The following is a 19,167-nucleotide window of genomic DNA, read 5'->3' as shown; positions in this document are numbered from 1 at the left end:
CGCTGCCTGGGCCGACCGAGGGGCAGCGCGACCGTCACAAGCCAGCGAACTCGGGCACGCAAAGCTGGCAGGGTGGGCTCAGAGCCCAGAGCCCGCGGGACACCGCGGCGGGATGGCTTTTGCCATTCGCGCTGCGGTGCAAGTCTGGGCGACGCGATGCGACGGCACGGCTCCGATGGGCATGCACCTCGCAAAAGCGGTGGCGAACCTGTGGCGCGTGGCCACGGGAAAGGCCCCGCTTTGCTCAAGCACTCACCAATGGGCACAGATCAAGGCAAGGGACAGCAGGATGGCACTACACCAGCTCAGAATTGTGGATTCACAGGCACCAGGCTTCAATCTCGGCACCACCGACCCCGCGCGGCGCGTGTTCGAGCACTGGCTGTTCGTCAACAGCCGCAACCCGCGCCGCTGCAAGATGGGCCCGACGCGGCGCATGGCCATCCAGGCCGCGCTGGCGATGGGGTACGACACCGAAATGCTGATGGCCGCCGTGGAGGGCATGGCGGCCGACCCGCTGGACGCTGTGGGCGGCGAGTCGCAGGCCGCGCGTGACCGCATGCGCGACGCCATGCGCGAGATCGAGTGGCTGATGGCACGCGAGGCGCGCATTGAGCGCTGGGCCGAAAAGGGCGACGCGCTGCGCGCCCTGGTGGCCCTGCCGCCCCCGGCCGCCGAGCCGCTGGCGCCGGCTGTGGATCCGGCGGCGGAAGCCGCGGCGCGCGCCCGGCTGCTGGCGCGCATCCAGGCGCAACGGCAAGGCGGGCGCCATGGCTGAGCTGCGCGTCCCCCCCCACAGCCTCGAGGCCGAGCAGAGCGTGCTGGGCGCGCTGCTGCTGGATGACATGGCTTTCGACAAGGCGGCGGCCGTGCTCAACGCGGCGGCGTTCTACCGGTACGAGCATCAGCTGATCTGGGACGCCATAACGTCGCTGGTGATGGCCAGCAAGCCGGCCGACGTGATCACGGTCTTCGAGGCGCTGCAGCGCACGGGTCGGGCCGATGATGCGGGTGGCCTGGCCTACCTGAACGATCTGGCGCAGAGCGTCGCCAGCGCAACGAACGTGCGCGGCTACGCTGACATCGTGGCTGAGCGTGCGCGTGCGCGGCGCGTGATCGCGCTGGCCGATGAGATGGCGGGCGCGGTGTGGCGTGGCGATGATGCGCTGGTGGCCATCGACTCAGCCATGGTGGCGCTGCTGGCGCTCAGCCAGGGGCGCGGCGAGAACGACCCGCGACCGCTGGATGACCTGCTGCCGGTGTGGGTAGAGGAGTTGCAAGCGCGCGAGGCTGGCGAGCTCGATGCCATCCCGACTGGCCTGGGCGATGTAGACGAACTGCTGGCCGGCGGGCTGCGCCGCGGTGAGCTGATGGTGATCGGCAGCCGGCCCAGCATGGGCAAGACGGCGCTGTGTCACATGCTGGCGCGCAACATGGCGCGCACCGCGCCGGTGCTGGTGCTGAGCATGGAGGACAGCTTGCAGATGCTGGTGAGCCGGCAGGTGGCAGCCGCCGGTCTGGTGAACCTGGCCGATCTGCGCAACCCGGCGCGCGCGCGCGGCCCGCTGTGGGATGGCGTGACGCGTGGCCTGGACGCGCTGCGCGGCCTGCCGATCCACGTGGATGACCAGCCAGCGCTGAGCTTGGAGACGGTGCGGCGCAAGGCCCAGGGGGTGGCTGCACGCCAGGGCGACCTGGGCGTGATGATCGTGGACTACCTGCAGCTGATGGAAGGCAAGGGCAACGACGAAAGCAGGGCCTACGAGCTGAACCGCATCGCACGCGGCCTGAAGCGCCTGGCCAAAGAACTTCGGTGCGCGGTGGTGCTGCTGAGCCAGCTGAGCCGCAAGGCCGACGAAGGCGGAGGCCCGCCACGCATCGACCATCTGGCCGAGAGCGGCGGCATTGAGCAGGCGGCTGACATCATCGGCCTGCTGTGGCGCGCGGGCCGGGCCAGGCCCACACCCGAGAACAAGCACCACGCTCAGCTCGAGCTCGCCAAGAACAAGAATGGCCCGTGCGACACGGTACAGCTGTGGTTCGATGGTGCCACCCAGCGCATGGAGGGCGCGGGCCATGCGTGACGCGACCACGGTGGATGTGATGGAGCAGCGGCTACTGGCCTGGGCTGCGTGGGTGAAGGGTGGGCACACCAGCGCGGGCTACCCGACCAAGAGCGTGCTGCACGAGAGCTGGATGCCACCGACACCAGGGCAGACGCCCACAATGCGCAGCGCTCCCAGCTGCGGCGATGTCCAGCAGCAGCAGACGCATCGCGACATCCTGGCGCTGAGCGTGCGCCTGCAAAACACGCTGGTGGTGGTGTACCTCGACCGGGCCAGGCCCGACGAGCAGGTCTACCGACTCGACTGCCAAGCCAGCACGGTGCGCGCGCGGGTGGTGGAGGCGAAGCGGCTGCTGGCGCGGATGGCTGAGGGCCTCACCTGAGCGACGGGGGTTTTACGAGTTATCGCGAACCCCTACAGTTCAGGCACGCTGGTTTTTCCTGCGCGATTCTGACTCCCTCTTGATCCTGTCCACGCCCACGAAGCCCGCCACCGCAAGGTGCGCGGGCTTTCGTTCGTATGGCCCGCTCCGACTACCACCACCTCTACAAGACAGCCCGCTGGCAGAAACTGCGCAAGCAGCAGCTGCAGCTGCACCCGCTGTGCTGCTTCCACCTGAAGCTTGGGCGCACGGTGGCCGGTGGGGTCGTTGACCACGTGCGGCCGCATCGTGGTGACCTCGAGCTCTTCTTCAGCGACGGCAATCTGCAGACCCTGTGCAAGCCCTGCCACGATGCGCACAAGCAGGCGCAGGAGCACAACGCCGACGGAGTGCTGCGCGGCGCTGGCCTCGACGGCAAGCCGCTGGACGGCGCTCACCCCTGGCACCGCCCCATCACCCAAGGGGGGGCGGGTCAGAAGTCTGGAGGCGATGCCTGCCGGACCGCTCCCCTCCCTCCGTTTGCAGAACCGCGAAATGGATAGGGGGGAGGCGTTCGAGGGTATGGAGGTGCAGGCAGTCGACGACGCCGACCTCTTCGCGGATCTGTCGGAGTTCGACGATCCCGAGCTGAGCGCCAAGCGCGCCGCCCGCCGGGTGATCGCCCGGGCCCAACGCACCCGTACCCGCATCAGCGTGCGCCGCGCCAAGTCGGAAGCCCTGCTGGCCGACCTGCTGCCGCCCTTCGTCGAGGCTGGCGACAGCTGGCACGTGATCAGCGGCGGCGACATCGACAGCCTGTCGTTCGCCAAGCACCTGATGGAGCATGAGACCTTCGACCGCATGCTGGTGTCGACCTGGTGCATGGCCATGGACGATGTGCGCCAGCTGGCCGAGTGGCTTGACACCGGCAGCCTGAAGCACCTGGACGTCTACACCGGCGAGATTTTCCCCAGCCAGTACGCCGATGCCTTCGCCCTGATGTGCCAGGCCGTGCGCCGCCACAGCGGCCGCGTGGCCACGTTCCGCAACCACAGCAAGGTGATGCTGCTGCAGAACCGCGCCTTCCATCGCCATCTGGTGATCGAGAGCAGCGCAAACGTGAACACGAACCCGCGCACCGAACAGACCACCGTGACGGCCGACGCGGGCCTGTTCTGGCACTACGCCGACTTCTTCGACGCCGTGCACTCGTTCAACGACAACTTCACCGGCTGGGCACCCTATGGCCGGTAGACCGCCGCTGCCGTCGAACGTGCACCAGCTGCGGGGCAACCCCGGCAAGCGTGCACGCAACGACAAGGAACCCGAGCCCGACGTGCTGCAGGATCTGGCCGCGCCGGCTCACCTGCCTGCAGCCACAGCCGCCGTGTGGAACCAGCTCGCGCCGCAGCTGAAGAAGGCCGGCGTACTGACCACCATCGACACGCCCGCGCTCGAGATGGCCTGCGATGCCATCGCCACCTTCCGCCTGTGCATGGAGAAGACGGCCGAGGGCCGCCTGCTGCAGAAGAACGCCGAGACCGGCAGCATCAGCCTCAGCCCCTGGGCCATGGTGAAGTCCATGGCCTACAAGCAGGCCCTGGCCGTGCTGCGCGAGTTCGGTGCCACGCCTTCCGCCCGTTCCCGCGTCACCATCGACCCGCAGGGCGAGCTATTCGGAAAAGAGCCGGCCGGCACCGGCACCGACGGCGGGCACTACGACGCATGAACGAAGACCGCGTCACCACCTACGCCCAGCGCGTGCTGGCCGGCGAGATCATCGCCGGGCCGCATGTGCGCGACGCCTGCGCCCGCCACATGCGCGACCTGGTGGAAGGCGAGGCCCGCGACCTCGCCTTCGACGCCGGCACCGCGGCCAAGGCCATCGCCTTCTTCGAGCAAGAGCTCTGCCTGAACGGCGGCGAGTTCGAGGGCAAGCCTTTCATCCTCGATGGCTGGCAGGCCTTCATCGTCGGCAGCATCTACGGGTGGATGCGCTTCGACGAAGAGCACCAGGCGTGGCTGCGCCGCTTCCGCGTGGTGTACGTTGAGACCGGCAAGGGTTCCGGCAAGAGCCCGCTGGCCGCCGGCGTGGGCATGAAGGGCCTAGTGGCCGACCGCGAAAACCGCGCCGAGATCTACGCCGCGGCGACCAAAAAGGACCAGGCCATGGTCCTCTTCCGCGACGCGGTGGCGATGTACCAGCACAGCCCAGGCCTGCAACGCCGGCTCACCACCAGCGGCCGCGGCGAGGCGGTGTGGAACCTGGCGTTTCGCGCGCAAGGCAGCTTCTTCCGCCCCATCAGCGCCGACGAAGGCCAATCTGGCCCGCGGCCCCACGTGGCGCTACTGGACGAAGTGCACGAACACAAGACCGCCCAGATCGTCGAGCTGATGCGCGCCGGTACGAAAAGCCGTCGCCAGGCGCTGATCTTCATGATCACAAACAGCGGCGCCGGCAAGAACACGCCCTGCGGCATTTACCACGACTACGCCGCCGACGTGGCCGCCGGCAGCCGCGTGGATGACGCCTTCTTCGGCTTCGTGTGTGGCCTGGACAAAGGCGACGACCCGATGGTCGACGAATCGTGCTGGGCCAAGGCAAACCCGTCGCTGCAGTTCAACAGCCTGCCGGGCCTGCAATACCTGCGCGAGCAGGTGACCGAGGCGCGCGGCATGCCGGCCAAAGAAGCCATCGTGCGCCGGCTGAACTTCTGCCAGTGGACCGCCGCCATCAATCCGTGGTTGTCGGCCGCCGTGTGGGACCCGTGCCAACGCGCCTTCACCGCCGCCCAGTTCCGCGGCCGCCGCGCCTACGCCGGCCTGGACCTGTCGAGCACCACCGACCTGACTGCCTTCGTGCTGCTGATCGAGCCAGTCGAAGCCGGCGAGCCCTGGGCGATCTTGCCCTGGTGCTGGCTGCCAGAGGGTGGGCCCGACATGGACCTGCGCAAGCGGTCAGAACGCGACCGCGTCGACTACGCCGCGTGGAAGCAGGCTGGCCACCTGGAGACCACGCCCGGCGCCGCCATCAGCAAACGCGCCGTTCTGCAGCGCGTGGCGCTGATCTGCGCCGAGTTCGATGTGCAGAGCATCGCCGCAGACCGCTGGCGCCTCGAAGACTTCCGCCAGATCGCCGACGACGAAGGCATCACGCTGCCGCCGCTGCTGGACTTTGGCCAGGGCTTCAAGGACATGTCGCCGGCCATCGACGAGTTCGAGACCGCCATCCTGAACCAGACCGTGGCCCACAACGGTCACCCGGTGCTGACCTGGTGCGCCGCCAACGCGGTGACCGACTCTGACCCGGCCGGCAATCGCAAGCTGAACAAGGCGAAGGCCACCGGTCGCATCGACTTGATGGTGGCCACCGTGATGGCCTACGCCAGCGCGGCGAAGACACCCGAAACACCGCCGCTCGATGACTTCCTCTCAGCCCCGCTGATCGCCTGATGTCCTTCCTCACACGACTGATCAGCAGCTGGTTCGGCACCGGCCTGGCCGAACACCGCGGCCCGCAGCGCGGCACGCCCGGCCTGCAGCTGGTCGACGATGCCCGCAGCCTGACCGACGACCAGGTGCTGCAGCTGTCCACCGTGTGGGCTTGCGCCGAGCGCCGCGGCCGCATCGTGGCCACGCTGCCGCTGTTCGCCTATCAGCGCCAGACCAACGGCGACAAGACGCTAGCCCGTGACAGCCGCCTCTACCAGCTGCTGCACGACTCGCCCAACAGCCGCATGACCCCCAGCGAATTCTGGATGGCCATGATGCTGAACCACGATCTGCGCAACGCCGCGTATGCGCGCATCGACCGCGATGTCCGCACCGGCGAGGCGGTGGCCCTTTGGCCGATGCCCACCTCGCAGGTGACGCCGGTGCTGCTCGACGACGGCGCCATGGTCTACGAGTACCGCATCGGCGCCGACGTGGCCGTGCTGGCCGAAGAGAACGTGCTGGCCATCAAGGGCCTGGGCAACGGCACCACGCCGCTGGACAAGCTCGCCTTCATGCGTGCCACCGCGGCCGAGTCGGCGAACGCCATGGAAGCGGCCAGCAAGCTGTTCGGCGCGGCCGGCAAGCCCACAGGCGTGCTGATGGTTGACTCGGTGCTCAAGGCCGACCAGCGCGCCGCCGTGAAGGAACGCTTCGGCGAGATGGCGACCGGCAGCACCGCGCGCCTGTACGTGCTCGAAGCCAACATGAAGTACCAGCAGCTAAGCCTCAGCCCCGAGGACCAGCAGCTTCTGGAGACCCGCCGCTTCGGCGTGGAAGAGATCTGCCGCTGGTTCGATGTGCCGCCGGTGCTGGTGCACCACGCCAACGTCACCAGCTGGGGCAGCGGCATCGAGCAGCTGACCCGCGGCTTCTACACCTTCACCATCCTGCCCATGCTGGTCAGCATCGAGCAGGCCGTCACCAAGCGTGTGCTGACCCCTGCCCAGCGCGCCCGCCTGGCCGTCGAGTTCAACGCCGACGCCCTGCTGCGGGGCGACACCGCCGCGCGCTCAGCCTACTACTCCCAGGCCGTGCAGAACGGCTGGATGGATCGCGACGAGGTTCGCCAGCTGGAGAACCTACCGCAGCGCCGCAGCCGCGGCAGCCAGATGCTGACGGCGCAATCGAACCTTCTGCCCGTGGATTCCCTGGGCCTGCAAACCGGAGGCAGCAATGCTCCTGCACAAGCACCTACCGCTCAGTGACGTGAAACTGAAGGCCGAAGGGCCGGCCGGCACGTTCAGCGGCTATTCCAGCGTCTTCGGCGGCGTCGACTCAGTCGGCGACACCATCGTGCGTGGCGCGTTCGCCAGCACCCTGCGCCAGAACGGCATGCCGAAGATGTTCTTCAACCACGACTGGCGCAGCATCCCCGTGGGCAAGTGGACCAAGGCCGTCGAAGACGAGCATGGCCTCTACGTCGAGGGTGAGTTCACGCCCGGCCTGGTCGCCGCCGATGCCGTGTACGCCGCGATGAAACACGGCACGCTGGGCGGGCTGAGCGTCGGCGGCTTCGTGAAGCAGGGCGACTACGACGCCACCGAGCAGGGCCGCGTGATCCGCAAGTGGTCGCGCCTGGTCGAGATCTCGCCCGTGGTCTTCCCGGCCGACGGCGCCGCCCGTGTGCAAGAAGTGAAGGGCGCCGACATGCTCGACGCTCTGGCCGAAGTGGCCACCATCCGTGAACTGGAGCAACTGCTGCGGGATGCAGCCGGGCTCAGCAAAGGGGCCGCCTCCGCGCTGGTGGCCCGCGTCAAGGCGCTGGCGCTGCAGGGGGAGCCTGCCGCAGTCAAGGCCGACGACGAGGCGGCGCAGGTCCAGCAGCTGGCCGCACGGCTGCAGCGCCTGGCCCTCGCCTGAACGCGCAAACCCCCACCCCGCAGCAATCCTGGAAGGAAACACCATGTCGTTTGAACAAGTCACCAAGGCGCTGGACGCCCTGGAGGCCCGTCTGCAGAAGATGGACGAGAAGGCCACCGGCGAAGCCGCCACCCTCGGCAAGGTCACGACCGACACCAAGTCGGCCATCGACAACCTGGGCGTGCAGCAGCGCGAGCTGGCCGACCGCCTGCTGTCGCTGGAGCAGAAGGGCCTGACCCCGCCCGCCAACGATGGCGCGGGCGAATCGATCGGCCAGCAGTTCGTGAAGAACGCCGCCTTCGAGAACTTCAACCGCGGCGCCAAGTCGGTCTCGGTCGAGCTGAAGAACACCGTCACCAACACCGTGGGCAACACCCAGCCCGAGTTGCGTCCGATGGTCGGCGGCGCTTTCCGCCAGTTCACGCTGGAACGCCTGCTCGCCAGCGTGCCCACGAGCTCGAACGCCATCGAGTACGTGCGCGAGAACGTGTTCACGAACAGCGCGGCGGAAGCGACCGAAGGCAACGCGCTGCCCGAGTCGGCCGTCACCACCACGCTGGTGACCGAGTCGGTGGCCACCGTCGGCCACTTCATCAAGATCAGCCGGCAGTTGGCCGCCGACCAAGCCGCGCTGGCCCGGTACATCGACCTGCGCATGCGCTACGGCGTCGACCTGCGCGTCGAAAACCAGATCTTCGCCGGCAATGGCACCGCGCCGAACATGAGCGGCCTGACCAAGTCGGGCAACTTCACCGCCCACGGCTACACCGCGGCCAGCCTGACCGGTGCCGGCCTGCTGAACAACCGCTTCGACCTGATCGGCAAGATGCTGGGCGACAGCCAGGCCGGCGACTACCCGGCGGACGTGATCTGTCTGAACCCCACGGACTGGTGGACGATGCGCCTGGCCAAGGACAGCCAGAACCGCTACCTGCTGGGCGACCCTGGCCAGACGATCGCGCCCGCGCTGTTCGGCGTGCCGGTGATCCTGTCGAACGCCATCACGGCCGACAACGTGCTGACGATGAACACCACCCAAGCCGGCACGTTCTACAACCGCGAGGCGATGGAAGTCGGCATGTCCGAACAGGACAACGACAACTTCCAGAAGCTGCTGGTCACGCTGCGCGCCTTCCGCCGCTGCATGCTGGCCGTGGAGCGCCCGGCGGCGGTGCGCTACGGCGACCTGACCCCGGCCTGATCGTCAACCCCTGAAGCGAGACGGGCGGCGCTGGCAACGGCGCCGCCCTGCAGCCCATGCGCAAGATCGAGTTCACCACCTACGGCAGTTCGCCCATCGTGGGCGGCTTCGCCCCTGGCGACACGGCCCGCATCGACGACGAGATGGCCCGCCACTTCGTCGAGGACGTGGGCTGCGCCCGCTTCGTTGACACCGTGCAGGCGTCTGCACCTGTCGAGACCCAGGAAACCGCGGCCAAGCCCGCCGCCAAGCGCAGCAAGCGCACCGGAGAACAAGCATGACCATCCAGATGCGGGCCCAGTGGAACGGCTTCGAAGCCGGCCAGGTGGTGTCGACCCTCAGTGGCAGCGAAGAGACCCGCCTGATCGGCCTGGGGCTCGCGCGCAGCTACACCGCCGGGATGGACGGCTACACACCGACGTTCAGCGCCGCAGAGAAGATCGCCGGCAAAGGCTTGGTGTCAGCACATGGGATTGCGGGGGGCGCCGGCAAGCGCGGCGTGGCCCAGGTCGGGCAGAGCAATGAGCGCAGCGGCGCCCGCAACTGGGCCGGCCCCGGCAGCGTGGCCACCGACGTGACCTTCGACGGGCTTGGCCTCGCGGACCCTATTGCCCCGTCCGTCAGCGCCCTGGGCAGTGTGATCCCGCACCTACACGCCCGGCTGCGCAACCGCGGCTGGTCACTACAGTGGCGCAACTGTGCCGTCGGCGGATCGTCGTTCATCAAGCAGTGGGCGGGCCAGGCTACGCAATGGGCGGCCAATGCCGCATTCTTCGGCCAGCGGGCCAGCCTGGGGACTGGTGACGCGGGCGATTACGGCGATGTGATCGTGGACAGTGGGCGCGTCTTTCGCTGCAAGGTCGGTCGGCCACGCTACGCCACGAACGCCAGTGGCGTGGCCATCCCTTCTGGCAGCGGCGCGACCAATATCGACTACATCATCACCCCGACTGCCACCCAGGTGACGGGCGCCACAAAGCCGGCCGCATTTGCCACCGCTGCGGTCAATGACGACATCGTGGACAACACGATCACCTGGACGTGCGTCGCTACCTCTGTGGGGTCGATGGCGGCATTCAAGGTGCTGCGGTCGGGGGATTTCGGCTTTGATCCACTGGGCCTGCTGGCTCGCACCAAGACCAATCTGGACGCCATCAGCGGCGTGAGCGAACGCTGGGTCTTCATGGCCAACGGCCAGTCAGACGCCCAGGCGTCCCTGGCCAACCAGCCGACCATTCGCAGTTGGTACAAGCAGGCCGTCGAGTCGATGGTGGACTACTTCGTGGCCCAGGGCTACAGGGTGGCGCTGGGCTTCACCTGCTTCAGCCCGAACTACACCGTGTTCGCTGACCCGACCTACCCTGACCAGTTCGCCACGTTGCAGCTCGCCATCAATGACGCGCTCACCGTCACCTATGCGGGCAATGCGTCAGTCATCGCGGGCGGCGACCTGTACGACTATTGGGGGCGCACACCTCCCACCTACCCGGAACCGCCTGCGACCTCCATCGTGGGCGCCAATGCGCCCCACCTGCTGGCATCCGCGTACCCCGAGTACGCCCAGGTGTGGGCCGACGCGCTGGCCGCGTCTGGCAAGTGGTGATGTGCCGCTGATTCCCATACCTTGCCGGTGAGCCCGACATGACCCCCCCGACGATTGATGCGGCCCGCGCGATGGGCGCCACCGGCGGCCAGGTGTGCGACGCAGAGCGCCTGGCGTTTGAGGCATGGATGGAGGGCCACTGCTGGAAGCCCGGCCAGTGGATCGCCGGTCACTACAACGATGTCACCACGCGCATGCTGTGGGCGGCATGGCGTGATCGCGCGGCGCTGGCCGCGCTCGCAAGCACCCAGAGGTGAACCGACGATGAGCAAATCGCACACCCCCGGGCCGTGGCGCCTGTCGCTGGTGGAGGATGGCGGCATCCGCCACCTGGTGCCCATCGACGCCACCGGCACGTCGCTGCTGACGGTGGTCCACGAGGGCGGATACGACGGCGGTGAGGCCACGCCATTCGGCGCGGTCTACACCGACGAGGACGCTCGCCTGATCGCCGCCGCGCCCGAGCTGCTGGACGCGTTGCGGCTGCTTCTCTCCGAGGTGGTGTTCACCGGCACGGCCGGCACCGATGCCGCGCAAGCCGCCATCGCCAAGGCCACCGGCCAGGCGCACTGACCAGCACCCAGAGGTGAACATGGAAAGTTCCGCAGTCATCAGCCCGTGCAGCCTGTACCGCTATCGGCTGTCGCGCGACATCGACCCCGCCGTGCTGGAAGCGCTTGGCCGAGGCGGCTCGCTGCAGGGCAAGACCGTCGCATTCTTCGGCGTCAACCCATCCACCGCCGATGCCACGCTCAACGATGCGACCGTCCGAAAGTGGATGGGCTTCTGTGCCCGGTGGGGCGCGCCGCGATTCATCGTCGGCAACGTGTTCGCCTTCCGTGCCACCGATGTGCAGGTGCTGGCTGCGGTCGATGACCCATTCGGCCCCGACATCGGCGACCACACGACCGACATCATCAACGCGGCCGACATCCTGGTGCCCTGCTGGGGCAACACCGACAAGGTGCCGCCGAGCCTGCGCTTCGCGTTCGATGTGCTGATGGACGCACTGGTGTCGTCAGGCAAGCCGGTCATGACGTTCGGCTTGACCGCTTCGGATGATCCGAAGCACCCGTTGATGCTGGGCTACAGCACGCCGCTGGTGCCGTGGGCCGAGGCCGCCGCGGCCTGAATCCCACCCTTCAGACCGGCACATTGCCATGTACCTCCTGAACCCACCCACCGCCGAGCCCGTCACCACGGCCGAGGCCGCGCTCGCCGCGCGCATCAGCTCGGGCGACGCTCTGGAGCCGATGCTGCCCGGCCTGATCGCCGCCGCCCGCCAGGTGGCCGAGCAGGAGACCGGCCGGCAGCTGATGGAGCAGACCTGGCGCATCGAGCTGCCCGACTGGCCGGCCGCCGATGACCTGCTACACGCGCACCGCGCCACGGCCTGCGCCATCACGTACTGGACTGGCAGCACCTGGTCGCAGGCGATGTCCGCCAGCGCGTTTACCTTCTACCCGCTCAGTACCGGCACCGGTGTCGCGCCTGCTGTCGGCGCCAGCTGGCCCACGCTGGGCGCCGTGGCGGGAGGCCCGCGCGTCCGCATCGACTTGACGGCCGGGGCTGACGACGCAGCCGACGTACCCGAGTGCGTCAAGCTGTTCATCAAGACGCTGGTTGCTCACTGGGCCTACAACCCGGCCGCCGCCGCACACAACAGCCTGGCCGAGGCACCGTTCCTGCGCGCGCTGCTCGACCCGGTGCGGCTCTGGAGCTGATCATGGGCAAGCTCGTATCCGCCGCAGACCTCACCGAGCAGATCACGCTGCAGGCACCAGCCGCCGGCATCGACAGCCACGGTCAGGGCTCCACCAGCTGGCAAGTCATCGCCACGCTGTGGGCCAAGTGCGAACCACTGCGCGGGCGTGACTTCTTCGCGGCTGCTGCGGCCGGCGCGTCGGTGTCGGTGCGCTTCGCAATCCGATACCGGCCGGATGTGCTCAGCGCCACTCGTGTGCTGTGGCGCGGCGTGGCATATGACGTGGCTGGCGCGCCGATCGATGTGGATGGCCGCCGGCACACGCTGGAGCTGATGTGCGAATCGGGCGTGAGGGACGCGAGATGATCTCCGCCAAGGTGCAGGGCATTCCGGCGCTGAAGGCTGCACTGGCTGGCCTGGTGCCAAAGCTGCGCCGCCAGGTGCTGCGCAACGCACTGGCGGCCGGTGCGCGCATCGTGCGTGACGACGCTCGCCGACGTGCCCCGGTGCTGCAGCCCACGCTCAAGACACCGGTGCGCAAGCCGGGCACGGTACGCGCTGCCATCGTGGTGCGCACCAGCAAAGCGGCGCGTCGCGCAGGCGATGTCGGCGTTTTCGTCAACGTCAGGCCTGCCAAGCGCGGCCAACGCGGCGCCAAGAGCCCGCACGATCCGTACTACTGGCGCTGGCTCGAGTTTGGCACCAAGAAGATGGCGGCCATTCCGTTCCTGCAGCCAGCCAGTCAGCGGCTGAGCGACGCCCTGGAGAAGTTCAAGCAGGTGGTCGGTCCACAGATCGACAAGATGAACCGCAAGGGCGGCACGCAATGAGCATCGAGACCGACTTTCGTGCGTTGCTGGCCGCTGATGCCGGCGTGATCGCCCTGGCCGGTACGGCCATCGCGCACAACGCCATTGGGCAGGGCGTGGCACCGCCTTACGTGGTGTTCACGGCACAGCACGACCGACTGCTGGGCCTGGACAACACCGTGCTGGCCGATCAGTGCGTGCTCACAGTGCAGTGCTGGGCCCGCAAAGTTGCCGAGGCTGAAGCGCTGGCCGATGCCGTGGTGGCCGCGGTAGCCACGGCACCTGCTCGCCACGGCGCCTGCGTGACCGCCCGCGCCAGCGCGTACGACGAAGAAACCGGCCTCGATGCCACGGTTCTCACCGTCGAGTGGTGGGCCTAGGCCGTACAGACGTCTGCTTTTCTCCCACGAGGCCCGCCAAGCGCGGGCCTCGTCGTTTCTGAAACCGCGGCCCGCGCCGCACACATGACAGGAGCCAACAATGGCACAAGGCGATCTCATCATCGGGCGCGGTGTCCGCGTCGAAGTCGGCAAGACCGAAGGCACGGCCAAGACCGTGACCGGCATGACCCTGGCCGACCCGTGCGTGGCCACGTCCGTGGCCCACGCGCTCACGGCCAAAAGCGTGGGCTACTTCAACAACGTGGGGGGCATGGTCAACATCGAGGGCCAGGCTGTGCGCCTGGCGGCCGTCACCACCGACACGTTCACGCTGGGTGACCTTGACACCACCGACTACCCCGCATTCACCAGCGGCAGCTTCGTACCCATCACCGCCTGGGCTACGCTGGCCAAGAGCACCAGCATTGCCGAAGGTGGCGGCGAGGCCGACAAGCTGAATACCACCACCCTGCTCGACAACATCCGGCAGGAGCGAAACGGACTGCTGGCCGCCGAAACGCTCAACATCGGCCTGCTGGCTGAGAGCCTGGCCAGCGAGGCCCTGCAGATCATCCGGCGCGCAGCCCGCAGGAGCCAGCTGCTGGTGTTTCGCGTCACCTGGAACAACGGCGACGTGATGGTGTTCCGCGGCGAGCCCAGCAAGCCCGGCCGGGATGTGCAGCAGGGCCAGGTGGGTACCGGCAGCATCAGCGTCACCGTGAAGGGCTTTGTCACCGAGGGTGCCGCCTGATGGAACAGCAGGCCCTCATCGCCGCGCTGCGCAGCGCGCGCCAGAGCTGGGTGGCGCTGCCTCTGCCGGGCAATCCCGAGGTGCGCATCCTACGCCCGGCCGAGGCCGAGTTTGGCCGCTTTGCCCAGGGCATCACGGTCGATCATGTGGCGGCGGCTGTCGACGGATGGCGTGGCTTCACCGAGGCCACGCTGCTGGGTGCCGGCATCGGCGCCGAGGACGAAGTGGCGTTCTCGACCAGCGTGTGGGCCGAGTGGGTGCGCGACCAGGCCGAGTGCATCCAGGTGGTGGCCCGGGCCATCGGCCAGGCCATCGAGAGCCACCTGCAGGCGCGCCAGGCCGCAGCGGGAAACTGACTGCGGTACTGGATGCCCAGGCCGGCGTCCAGTACCGCAGCGAAGCACCAGCACAAGCCAGCACCGATGACCAGATCGCCATCCGCGCCTGGAACCTGCTCACCAACGGCATGGGCGGCATCGACTGGGCCGGCCTGCCCATGGTGGTGGCCTGGCTCGGCGTGGTTGATGTCGATGGCCTGATCCACCGCCTGCTGGTCATCAAACAACACAGCCCGCCCGACGCGCCCGACAAGGCAGTCGCGCCCAACTGAAGCACCCATGGCACTTGCCACTCTCTCAATCGACCTCGTCGCGCAGCTGGCCAGCCTGCAAGCCGGCATGGACAGGGCCGGCCGCCTGGCCGAAAAGCAAGCGGCCGACATCGAGGCCCGCTACGCGCGGCTCAGCGCCGCGGCCAGCGGCGTGGGCACTGCGCTGGCCGGCGCGGTGTCGGTGGCCGGCCTGGCGGCGTTCTTGCGCACCACCATCGATGGGGTCGATGCGCTGAATGACCTGAAGGACTCCACCGGCGCCAGCATCGAGAACCTGAGCGCGCTGGAAGACATCGCCGCCCGCACCGGTACCAGCATGGAGACCGTGGGCGCGGCACTGCTGCGCTTCAACAAGGTGCTGGCCGAGGCCAAGCCCGGCAGCGACTACGCGCAGATGCTCAAGGCCATCGGCCTGAACGCCGAAGAGCTGCGCCAGATGGACCTGGCCGAGGCGCTGCACCGCACGGCAAAGGCGCTGGCCGGCTTCGAGGACGGCGGCAACAAGGCGCGCTTCATGCAGGAGCTGTTGGGCAAGAGCGTGAAGGAAACCGGCGCCTTCATGGTCGACCTGGCCGACGCCTCGGAGCTGAACGCCAAGCTGACTGCCCAACAGGCCGAAGAAGCCGAACGCTTCAACAAACATCTGGCTGCCTTCGGCGCCAACATGGCTGCCGCCGCGCGCGCCATCACCGGCACCATGCTGCCAGCGCTCAATGAGTTCTTCGCCAAGTTGCAGGCACTGAACAAGGCCGGCGGCTTCTGGGCCAGCATCGGCAAAGAGCTGCGTGCCAACCTGATCAGCGATCGCCTGCGCGTGGTGACGGCCGAGATCGAATCCCTGCAGGCCACGATGGACCGCCGCGGCGGTGACGCCTACATGACAAGGAAGATGCGCGGCCTGCGCGCTGAGTTCAGTGAGCTGCAGCGCGAAGGCGCAGAGGTGAACCAGTGGCTGAAGCAATGGGCCTCTGGCGCCAGCCTGCCAGACCAGGCTGATAGCCCCGCAAAGCGCCCGCAGATCCCGACGTTGCCTGAAACGCCCAAGGGCAAAGCCGGCCGCGCTGGCCCACGTACCGCGGCCACCGACATCGGCCCTGTGATCCCGGCCGAGCGCCTGGCCGCGCTCAAGGCGCTGGAGCAAACCGACACCTACAAACTGACTGTCCTGCGCACTGAGCTCGAAGAGCTGCTGCTGCTCAGCAAGGTGCCCGACGCAAACCAGCCAGCCATCGCCCAGGCCATCAAGGCCACCATCGATCAGATCAACGCGCTCGATCCGGCCGCCAAGGCCATGACCGAGCGCATGGCGCGCATGAACGCCGCCCTGGCGGCAACGCCCAGCACGCGCAACCTCGAGGGCCGGCAGCTGGTGGATGACCTGAACGCCGAGCTGGCCCGCACGGAAGACCCAGCCCGCCTGCGCCAGATCCAGGAAGCGATCGACGAGGTCTACCGCGGGTTGGGCGCCATCCCTGAGACCGCTGAACCCGTGTTCGCGCAGCTCGACCAGTTCACGGCCGAGTTTGCCAAGAACACCCAGAACGCCTTGGGCGACACGCTGCGGCTCACGCTCAAGGGTGACTTTGACGGCATCGCCGCCCTGTGGGCCAACATGGTGCTGCGCATGGCCACCGATGCCGCCGCGGCAGATCTCACGCGCATGCTGTTCCCTGATGCGGGCAAAGGCGGTGCGTCCGCACTGGGCAGCCTGGCATCAGCGTTCACCGGTGGGCTCAGCAGCATCTTCGGCGGCGGGCGCGCCACCGGGGGCGGCACACAGCCCGGCGGCATGTACGGCATCGTCGAACAAGGGCCTGAGCTGCTGCGCGTAGGCAGTCGGCACATCCTGGTCATGGGCAAGCAGGGCGGCCAGGTCACGCCAGCCACCGCAGCTTCATCGGCGGGGGCCGGCGGCCTGCACATTGACATGAGCGGCGCAACCTACAACACCGGCCAGGGCGTCAGCCGTGCCGAGATGTACTCGGCCACAACTCAGGCATCGCAGGCTGCAGTGGCCGAGGTGTTCAAGCGTCTGCACAAGCTGGGAGTCGTCACGCGATGAGCATCTACGCCTGGTTGGGCGAGACGCCCAGCGCCTTCGAGTTGCGGTTGCGGGCCAACACGGTGATGTTCGCCTCGCCGTACAGCACCGACACCCAGACGCTGGATCTGCAGGGCGAGCGGTGGGTAGGCATGTTCAGTCTGCCGCCGGCCATCACGCAGCGCCAGGTTCGGCAGCGCGAGGCCTTCTTTGATCGCTTCAAGGGCACATCGCACCAGGTCGAGATCTGGCACTTCGCCGCGCCACAGCCGCTGGGAACCATCGGCGCCACCGCGCCCGTGTCATGGACCGGCGCGCCCGGGACCGTGGCCTGGACGGATGGCAGCGGCGGGCCCGTGGCCTGGACCGATGGCACGCCCGTGGTTGTCGCCGCGGTGGCGCAGTTCGCCAACACCGCGCTGTTGCAGGTGCTGCCCGGCGCCACCGTGCTGGCCGGCGACATGCTGGGCCTGGCCGGGCAAACAGTGCGGGTGATGGCAGACGCCACGGCCGACAGCGCCGGCCGCGTGACGGTGGAATTCCAGCCGCGTGCGCGGCGCTCCTGGGCGGCGTACAGCCCTGTCGTCACCGATCGCCCGCGCATCACCGTGATGCTGAAGGACGGCGGTGTTCCCACCACCTGGCAGCCCGGCCGCGTCGCCGACGGCTGCAGCGTTGAATTTGTCGAGGTGCCCTGATGCCAAGAACAACACTGGCCGGCCGCGCCAGCGTGCCGATTTCCGAGGTCGACACCATGACTGCCGAGCTGTACGGCTTCGCGGCCAACTTGATCAGCCATGTCGGCGGCGAGGTGTCAATCGGCACATCGGATGTGTCCACCACGCCCCAGGGCTTTGCCTGGGTGCTCAACGCCGGGGGCAGCTACTCGCGCACCGGGCACGCCTCTGGCACCGGCGCCGGCACGGCTTACGCCGTGTGGCAGTACGCCGGTGGTGTGATTGGTTCGATCACGCAGAGCGGCACCACCGGGGTGCTGTACAACACCACGTCCGACGAACGGCTCAAGACCAGCATCACCGCCGCAGGCGAGGCTGGCGCCACGCTCGATGCCGTGCAGGTGCGGCGCTTCCACTGGCGGGCCGATGGCGCGCTGACGCGCTGGGGCTTTGTGGCCCAGGAGTTGGTGCAGGTGCTGCCCGAGGCTGTGCACCAGCCGATCAACCCGGATGAAATGATGGGCGTGGACTACAGCAAGCTGGTGCCGTTGCTGGTGGCAGAGGTGCAGGCGCTGCGCCGTCGCGTGGCCGCGCTGGAGGCGGGTGGCGCCTGATGCGCATCCTCTCCGCCGACGAGCTGGCCGCGCTTCAGGCCCCGGTGGTGCGCATGGCCGTGCTGGTGCAGATGGAACTGACCAGCACCGTGCGGCTCAACACCAGCGGCCTGGATCTCGAGGTGGGCGGCGCCGTGTGGTACGGCACACGCGGCCTGGGCCGCATCGACGCGGTGACTGAAGCAGTGGCCGACATCAAGCCGCTTGGCTTCGAGCTGAGCGGCGTGTCCAGCGCTGCCGTGTCCATGGCGCTGAACGAGCCGGTGCGCAACCGCGCCATTTCCGTGTACAGCCTGCTGTTTCACCCGGTCAGCAATGCGCCGCTCACCCCGCGCCTGCGCTGGCAGGGCCGGGGCGACGCGATGGTGCTGCGTGAAGAGGGCGGTGCCGCAGTCATCCAGGTGTCGGCCGAGCACTGCGCCATGGATCTGCTGCGCGGGGTGCCCAGCTATTGGAGCGACACCGAGCAACGCCGCCTCTACGGCAATGACCCCAGTCTGCAGTACATGAGTGACCAGGTGGACCAGCAGATCCAGTGGCCCGCCGCCAGCTTCTTCCGCAAATGAGCGCCGACCCCGCGCACGCTCTGGCTGATGCTGGCCTGGCGCGCTTCTTTGCGCTGATCGAGGCACGCCGCGCCGCGCCGTTCGTCTGGGGTGGGCACGACTGCTGCCTCTTCGCGGCCGATGCCGCGCTGGCGCTCACCGGCAAAGATCACGCTGCCGCCTGGCGGGGGCGCTACCACTGTGCTGCCGGCGCTGCGCGCCTGTTGGCCCGGTTGGGGGGGCTGAGTGCGCTGGCCAGCAATGCGGGGCCGCAGATCATGCCGCTTGCTGCCGGGGTGGGAGATGTGGGCTTGCTGCATCACGGCGGGCGGGAGCTGCTGGGCGTGTGCGTGGGTGATGTCTGGCTCAGCCCGGCCGCAGGGGCCGGCTTGGCTGCACAGCCGCTTGGTGCGGCGCTGGCTGCGTGGAGGGTGGGCAATGCCTGATGG

General features: G+C 68.3%; 27 protein-coding genes. All 27 read left to right on the top strand.

The window, feature by feature from the left end:
- Nucleotides 1-175 precede the first annotated feature (175 nt).
- The 27 genes from N4G63_RS14900 to N4G63_RS14770 all read left to right on the top strand — a co-directional run bounded on the left by N4G63_RS14900 (nucleotide 176) and on the right by N4G63_RS14770 (nucleotide 19,164).
- Entirely contained in the window at nucleotides 176-778 is a 603-nt protein-coding gene (locus N4G63_RS14900; RefSeq protein WP_314599875.1) for a hypothetical protein, read from the top strand.
- Nucleotides 771-2,084: a replicative DNA helicase gene (locus tag N4G63_RS14895; RefSeq protein ID WP_314599874.1), complete on the top strand. Its 1,314-nt coding sequence runs from the start codon at nucleotides 771-773 to the stop codon at nucleotides 2,082-2,084. Before N4G63_RS14900 ends, N4G63_RS14895 begins: the two co-directional genes overlap by 8 nt.
- Complete coding sequence (locus N4G63_RS14890; RefSeq protein WP_314599873.1) at nucleotides 2,077-2,448, top strand: hypothetical protein; 372 nt, start codon at nucleotides 2,077-2,079, stop codon at nucleotides 2,446-2,448. Before N4G63_RS14895 ends, N4G63_RS14890 begins: the two co-directional genes overlap by 8 nt.
- 137 nt (nucleotides 2,449-2,585) lie before the next feature.
- Entirely contained in the window at nucleotides 2,586-2,990 is a 405-nt protein-coding gene (locus tag N4G63_RS14885; RefSeq protein ID WP_314599872.1) for an HNH endonuclease, read from the top strand.
- 19 nt (nucleotides 2,991-3,009) lie between these two features.
- On the top strand, nucleotides 3,010-3,681 hold the full coding sequence (locus tag N4G63_RS14880; RefSeq protein ID WP_260786247.1) for a hypothetical protein: 672 nt from the start codon (nucleotides 3,010-3,012) through the stop codon (nucleotides 3,679-3,681).
- Between the two features lie 19 nt (nucleotides 3,682-3,700).
- Nucleotides 3,701-4,156 carry a phage terminase small subunit P27 family gene (locus tag N4G63_RS14875; RefSeq protein ID WP_260786246.1) on the top strand — a complete coding sequence of 152 codons (456 nt, stop codon included), beginning with the start codon at nucleotides 3,701-3,703 and terminating at the stop codon, nucleotides 4,154-4,156.
- Complete coding sequence (locus tag N4G63_RS14870) at nucleotides 4,153-5,880, top strand: terminase large subunit (RefSeq protein ID WP_260786245.1); 1,728 nt, start codon at nucleotides 4,153-4,155, stop codon at nucleotides 5,878-5,880. Before N4G63_RS14875 ends, N4G63_RS14870 begins: the two co-directional genes overlap by 4 nt.
- Entirely contained in the window at nucleotides 5,880-7,127 is a 1,248-nt protein-coding gene (locus N4G63_RS14865; protein WP_260786244.1) for a phage portal protein, read from the top strand. The genes N4G63_RS14870 and N4G63_RS14865 overlap by 1 nt, the downstream gene beginning before the upstream one ends.
- Nucleotides 7,096-7,782 (top strand): HK97 family phage prohead protease, encoded by a 687-nt coding sequence (locus tag N4G63_RS14860; RefSeq protein WP_314599871.1) that lies wholly within the window; start codon nucleotides 7,096-7,098, stop codon nucleotides 7,780-7,782. The genes N4G63_RS14865 and N4G63_RS14860 overlap by 32 nt, the downstream gene beginning before the upstream one ends.
- Nucleotides 7,783-7,825: 43 nt before the next feature.
- Complete coding sequence (locus N4G63_RS14855) at nucleotides 7,826-8,983, top strand: phage major capsid protein (protein WP_260786242.1); 1,158 nt, start codon at nucleotides 7,826-7,828, stop codon at nucleotides 8,981-8,983.
- A 56-nt stretch (nucleotides 8,984-9,039) separates the two neighbouring features.
- Nucleotides 9,040-9,264 (top strand): hypothetical protein, encoded by a 225-nt coding sequence (locus N4G63_RS14850; RefSeq protein ID WP_260786241.1) that lies wholly within the window; start codon nucleotides 9,040-9,042, stop codon nucleotides 9,262-9,264.
- Nucleotides 9,261-10,586: a hypothetical protein gene (locus N4G63_RS14845; RefSeq protein ID WP_314599870.1), complete on the top strand. Its 1,326-nt coding sequence runs from the start codon at nucleotides 9,261-9,263 to the stop codon at nucleotides 10,584-10,586. Before N4G63_RS14850 ends, N4G63_RS14845 begins: the two co-directional genes overlap by 4 nt.
- Before the next feature lie 38 nt (nucleotides 10,587-10,624).
- Nucleotides 10,625-10,843, top strand: coding sequence for a hypothetical protein (locus N4G63_RS14840; RefSeq protein WP_260786239.1), 219 nt, complete (start codon nucleotides 10,625-10,627; stop codon nucleotides 10,841-10,843).
- A gap of 7 nt (nucleotides 10,844-10,850) precedes the next feature.
- A complete protein-coding gene (locus N4G63_RS14835) occupies nucleotides 10,851-11,159 on the top strand; it encodes an XkdD/Y8K6 family phage-associated protein (RefSeq protein WP_260786238.1) in 309 nt (102 codons plus the stop codon).
- A 19-nt stretch (nucleotides 11,160-11,178) separates the two neighbouring features.
- Nucleotides 11,179-11,718, top strand: a complete 540-nt coding sequence (locus N4G63_RS14830) for a DUF1643 domain-containing protein (protein WP_260786710.1) — start codon at nucleotides 11,179-11,181, stop codon at nucleotides 11,716-11,718.
- 28 nt (nucleotides 11,719-11,746) lie between these two features.
- On the top strand, nucleotides 11,747-12,310 hold the full coding sequence (locus tag N4G63_RS14825) for a head-tail connector protein (RefSeq protein WP_260786237.1): 564 nt from the start codon (nucleotides 11,747-11,749) through the stop codon (nucleotides 12,308-12,310).
- 2 nt (nucleotides 12,311-12,312) lie between these two features.
- Entirely contained in the window at nucleotides 12,313-12,657 is a 345-nt protein-coding gene (locus tag N4G63_RS14820; protein WP_260786236.1) for a phage head closure protein, read from the top strand.
- Complete coding sequence (locus tag N4G63_RS14815) at nucleotides 12,654-13,121, top strand: HK97-gp10 family putative phage morphogenesis protein (protein WP_260786235.1); 468 nt, start codon at nucleotides 12,654-12,656, stop codon at nucleotides 13,119-13,121. The genes N4G63_RS14820 and N4G63_RS14815 overlap by 4 nt, the downstream gene beginning before the upstream one ends.
- Nucleotides 13,118-13,480: a tail completion protein gp17 gene (gene gp17 / locus N4G63_RS14810; protein WP_260786234.1), complete on the top strand. Its 363-nt coding sequence runs from the start codon at nucleotides 13,118-13,120 to the stop codon at nucleotides 13,478-13,480. The genes N4G63_RS14815 and gp17 overlap by 4 nt, the downstream gene beginning before the upstream one ends.
- Before the next feature lie 100 nt (nucleotides 13,481-13,580).
- Entirely contained in the window at nucleotides 13,581-14,231 is a 651-nt protein-coding gene (locus tag N4G63_RS14805; RefSeq protein ID WP_260786233.1) for a phage tail tube protein, read from the top strand.
- A complete protein-coding gene (locus N4G63_RS14800) occupies nucleotides 14,231-14,587 on the top strand; it encodes a hypothetical protein (protein ID WP_260786232.1) in 357 nt (118 codons plus the stop codon). The genes N4G63_RS14805 and N4G63_RS14800 overlap by 1 nt, the downstream gene beginning before the upstream one ends.
- A gap of 110 nt (nucleotides 14,588-14,697) precedes the next feature.
- Nucleotides 14,698-14,841: a hypothetical protein gene (locus N4G63_RS14795; protein WP_260786231.1), complete on the top strand. Its 144-nt coding sequence runs from the start codon at nucleotides 14,698-14,700 to the stop codon at nucleotides 14,839-14,841.
- Nucleotides 14,842-14,848: 7 nt separating this feature from the next.
- Nucleotides 14,849-16,903, top strand: a complete 2,055-nt coding sequence (locus tag N4G63_RS14790) for a hypothetical protein (RefSeq protein ID WP_314599869.1) — start codon at nucleotides 14,849-14,851, stop codon at nucleotides 16,901-16,903.
- Nucleotides 16,900-17,580, top strand: coding sequence for a hypothetical protein (locus tag N4G63_RS14785; protein ID WP_260786228.1), 681 nt, complete (start codon nucleotides 16,900-16,902; stop codon nucleotides 17,578-17,580). The genes N4G63_RS14790 and N4G63_RS14785 overlap by 4 nt, the downstream gene beginning before the upstream one ends.
- 56 nt (nucleotides 17,581-17,636) lie before the next feature.
- Nucleotides 17,637-18,173 (top strand): tail fiber domain-containing protein, encoded by a 537-nt coding sequence (locus N4G63_RS14780; RefSeq protein WP_260786227.1) that lies wholly within the window; start codon nucleotides 17,637-17,639, stop codon nucleotides 18,171-18,173.
- A complete protein-coding gene (locus tag N4G63_RS14775) occupies nucleotides 18,173-18,739 on the top strand; it encodes a hypothetical protein (RefSeq protein ID WP_260786226.1) in 567 nt (188 codons plus the stop codon). Before N4G63_RS14780 ends, N4G63_RS14775 begins: the two co-directional genes overlap by 1 nt.
- Nucleotides 18,736-19,164, top strand: a complete 429-nt coding sequence (locus tag N4G63_RS14770; RefSeq protein ID WP_260786225.1) for a DUF6950 family protein — start codon at nucleotides 18,736-18,738, stop codon at nucleotides 19,162-19,164. The genes N4G63_RS14775 and N4G63_RS14770 overlap by 4 nt, the downstream gene beginning before the upstream one ends.
- Nucleotides 19,165-19,167 lie beyond the last annotated feature (3 nt).

Source organism: Aquabacterium sp. OR-4 (genome assembly GCF_025290835.2).
Lineage (GTDB): Bacteria > Pseudomonadota > Gammaproteobacteria > Burkholderiales > Burkholderiaceae_C > Pseudaquabacterium.
The sequence above is the reverse complement of the archived record's forward strand: the minus strand, read 5'-3'. Positions and strand labels throughout refer to the sequence as shown.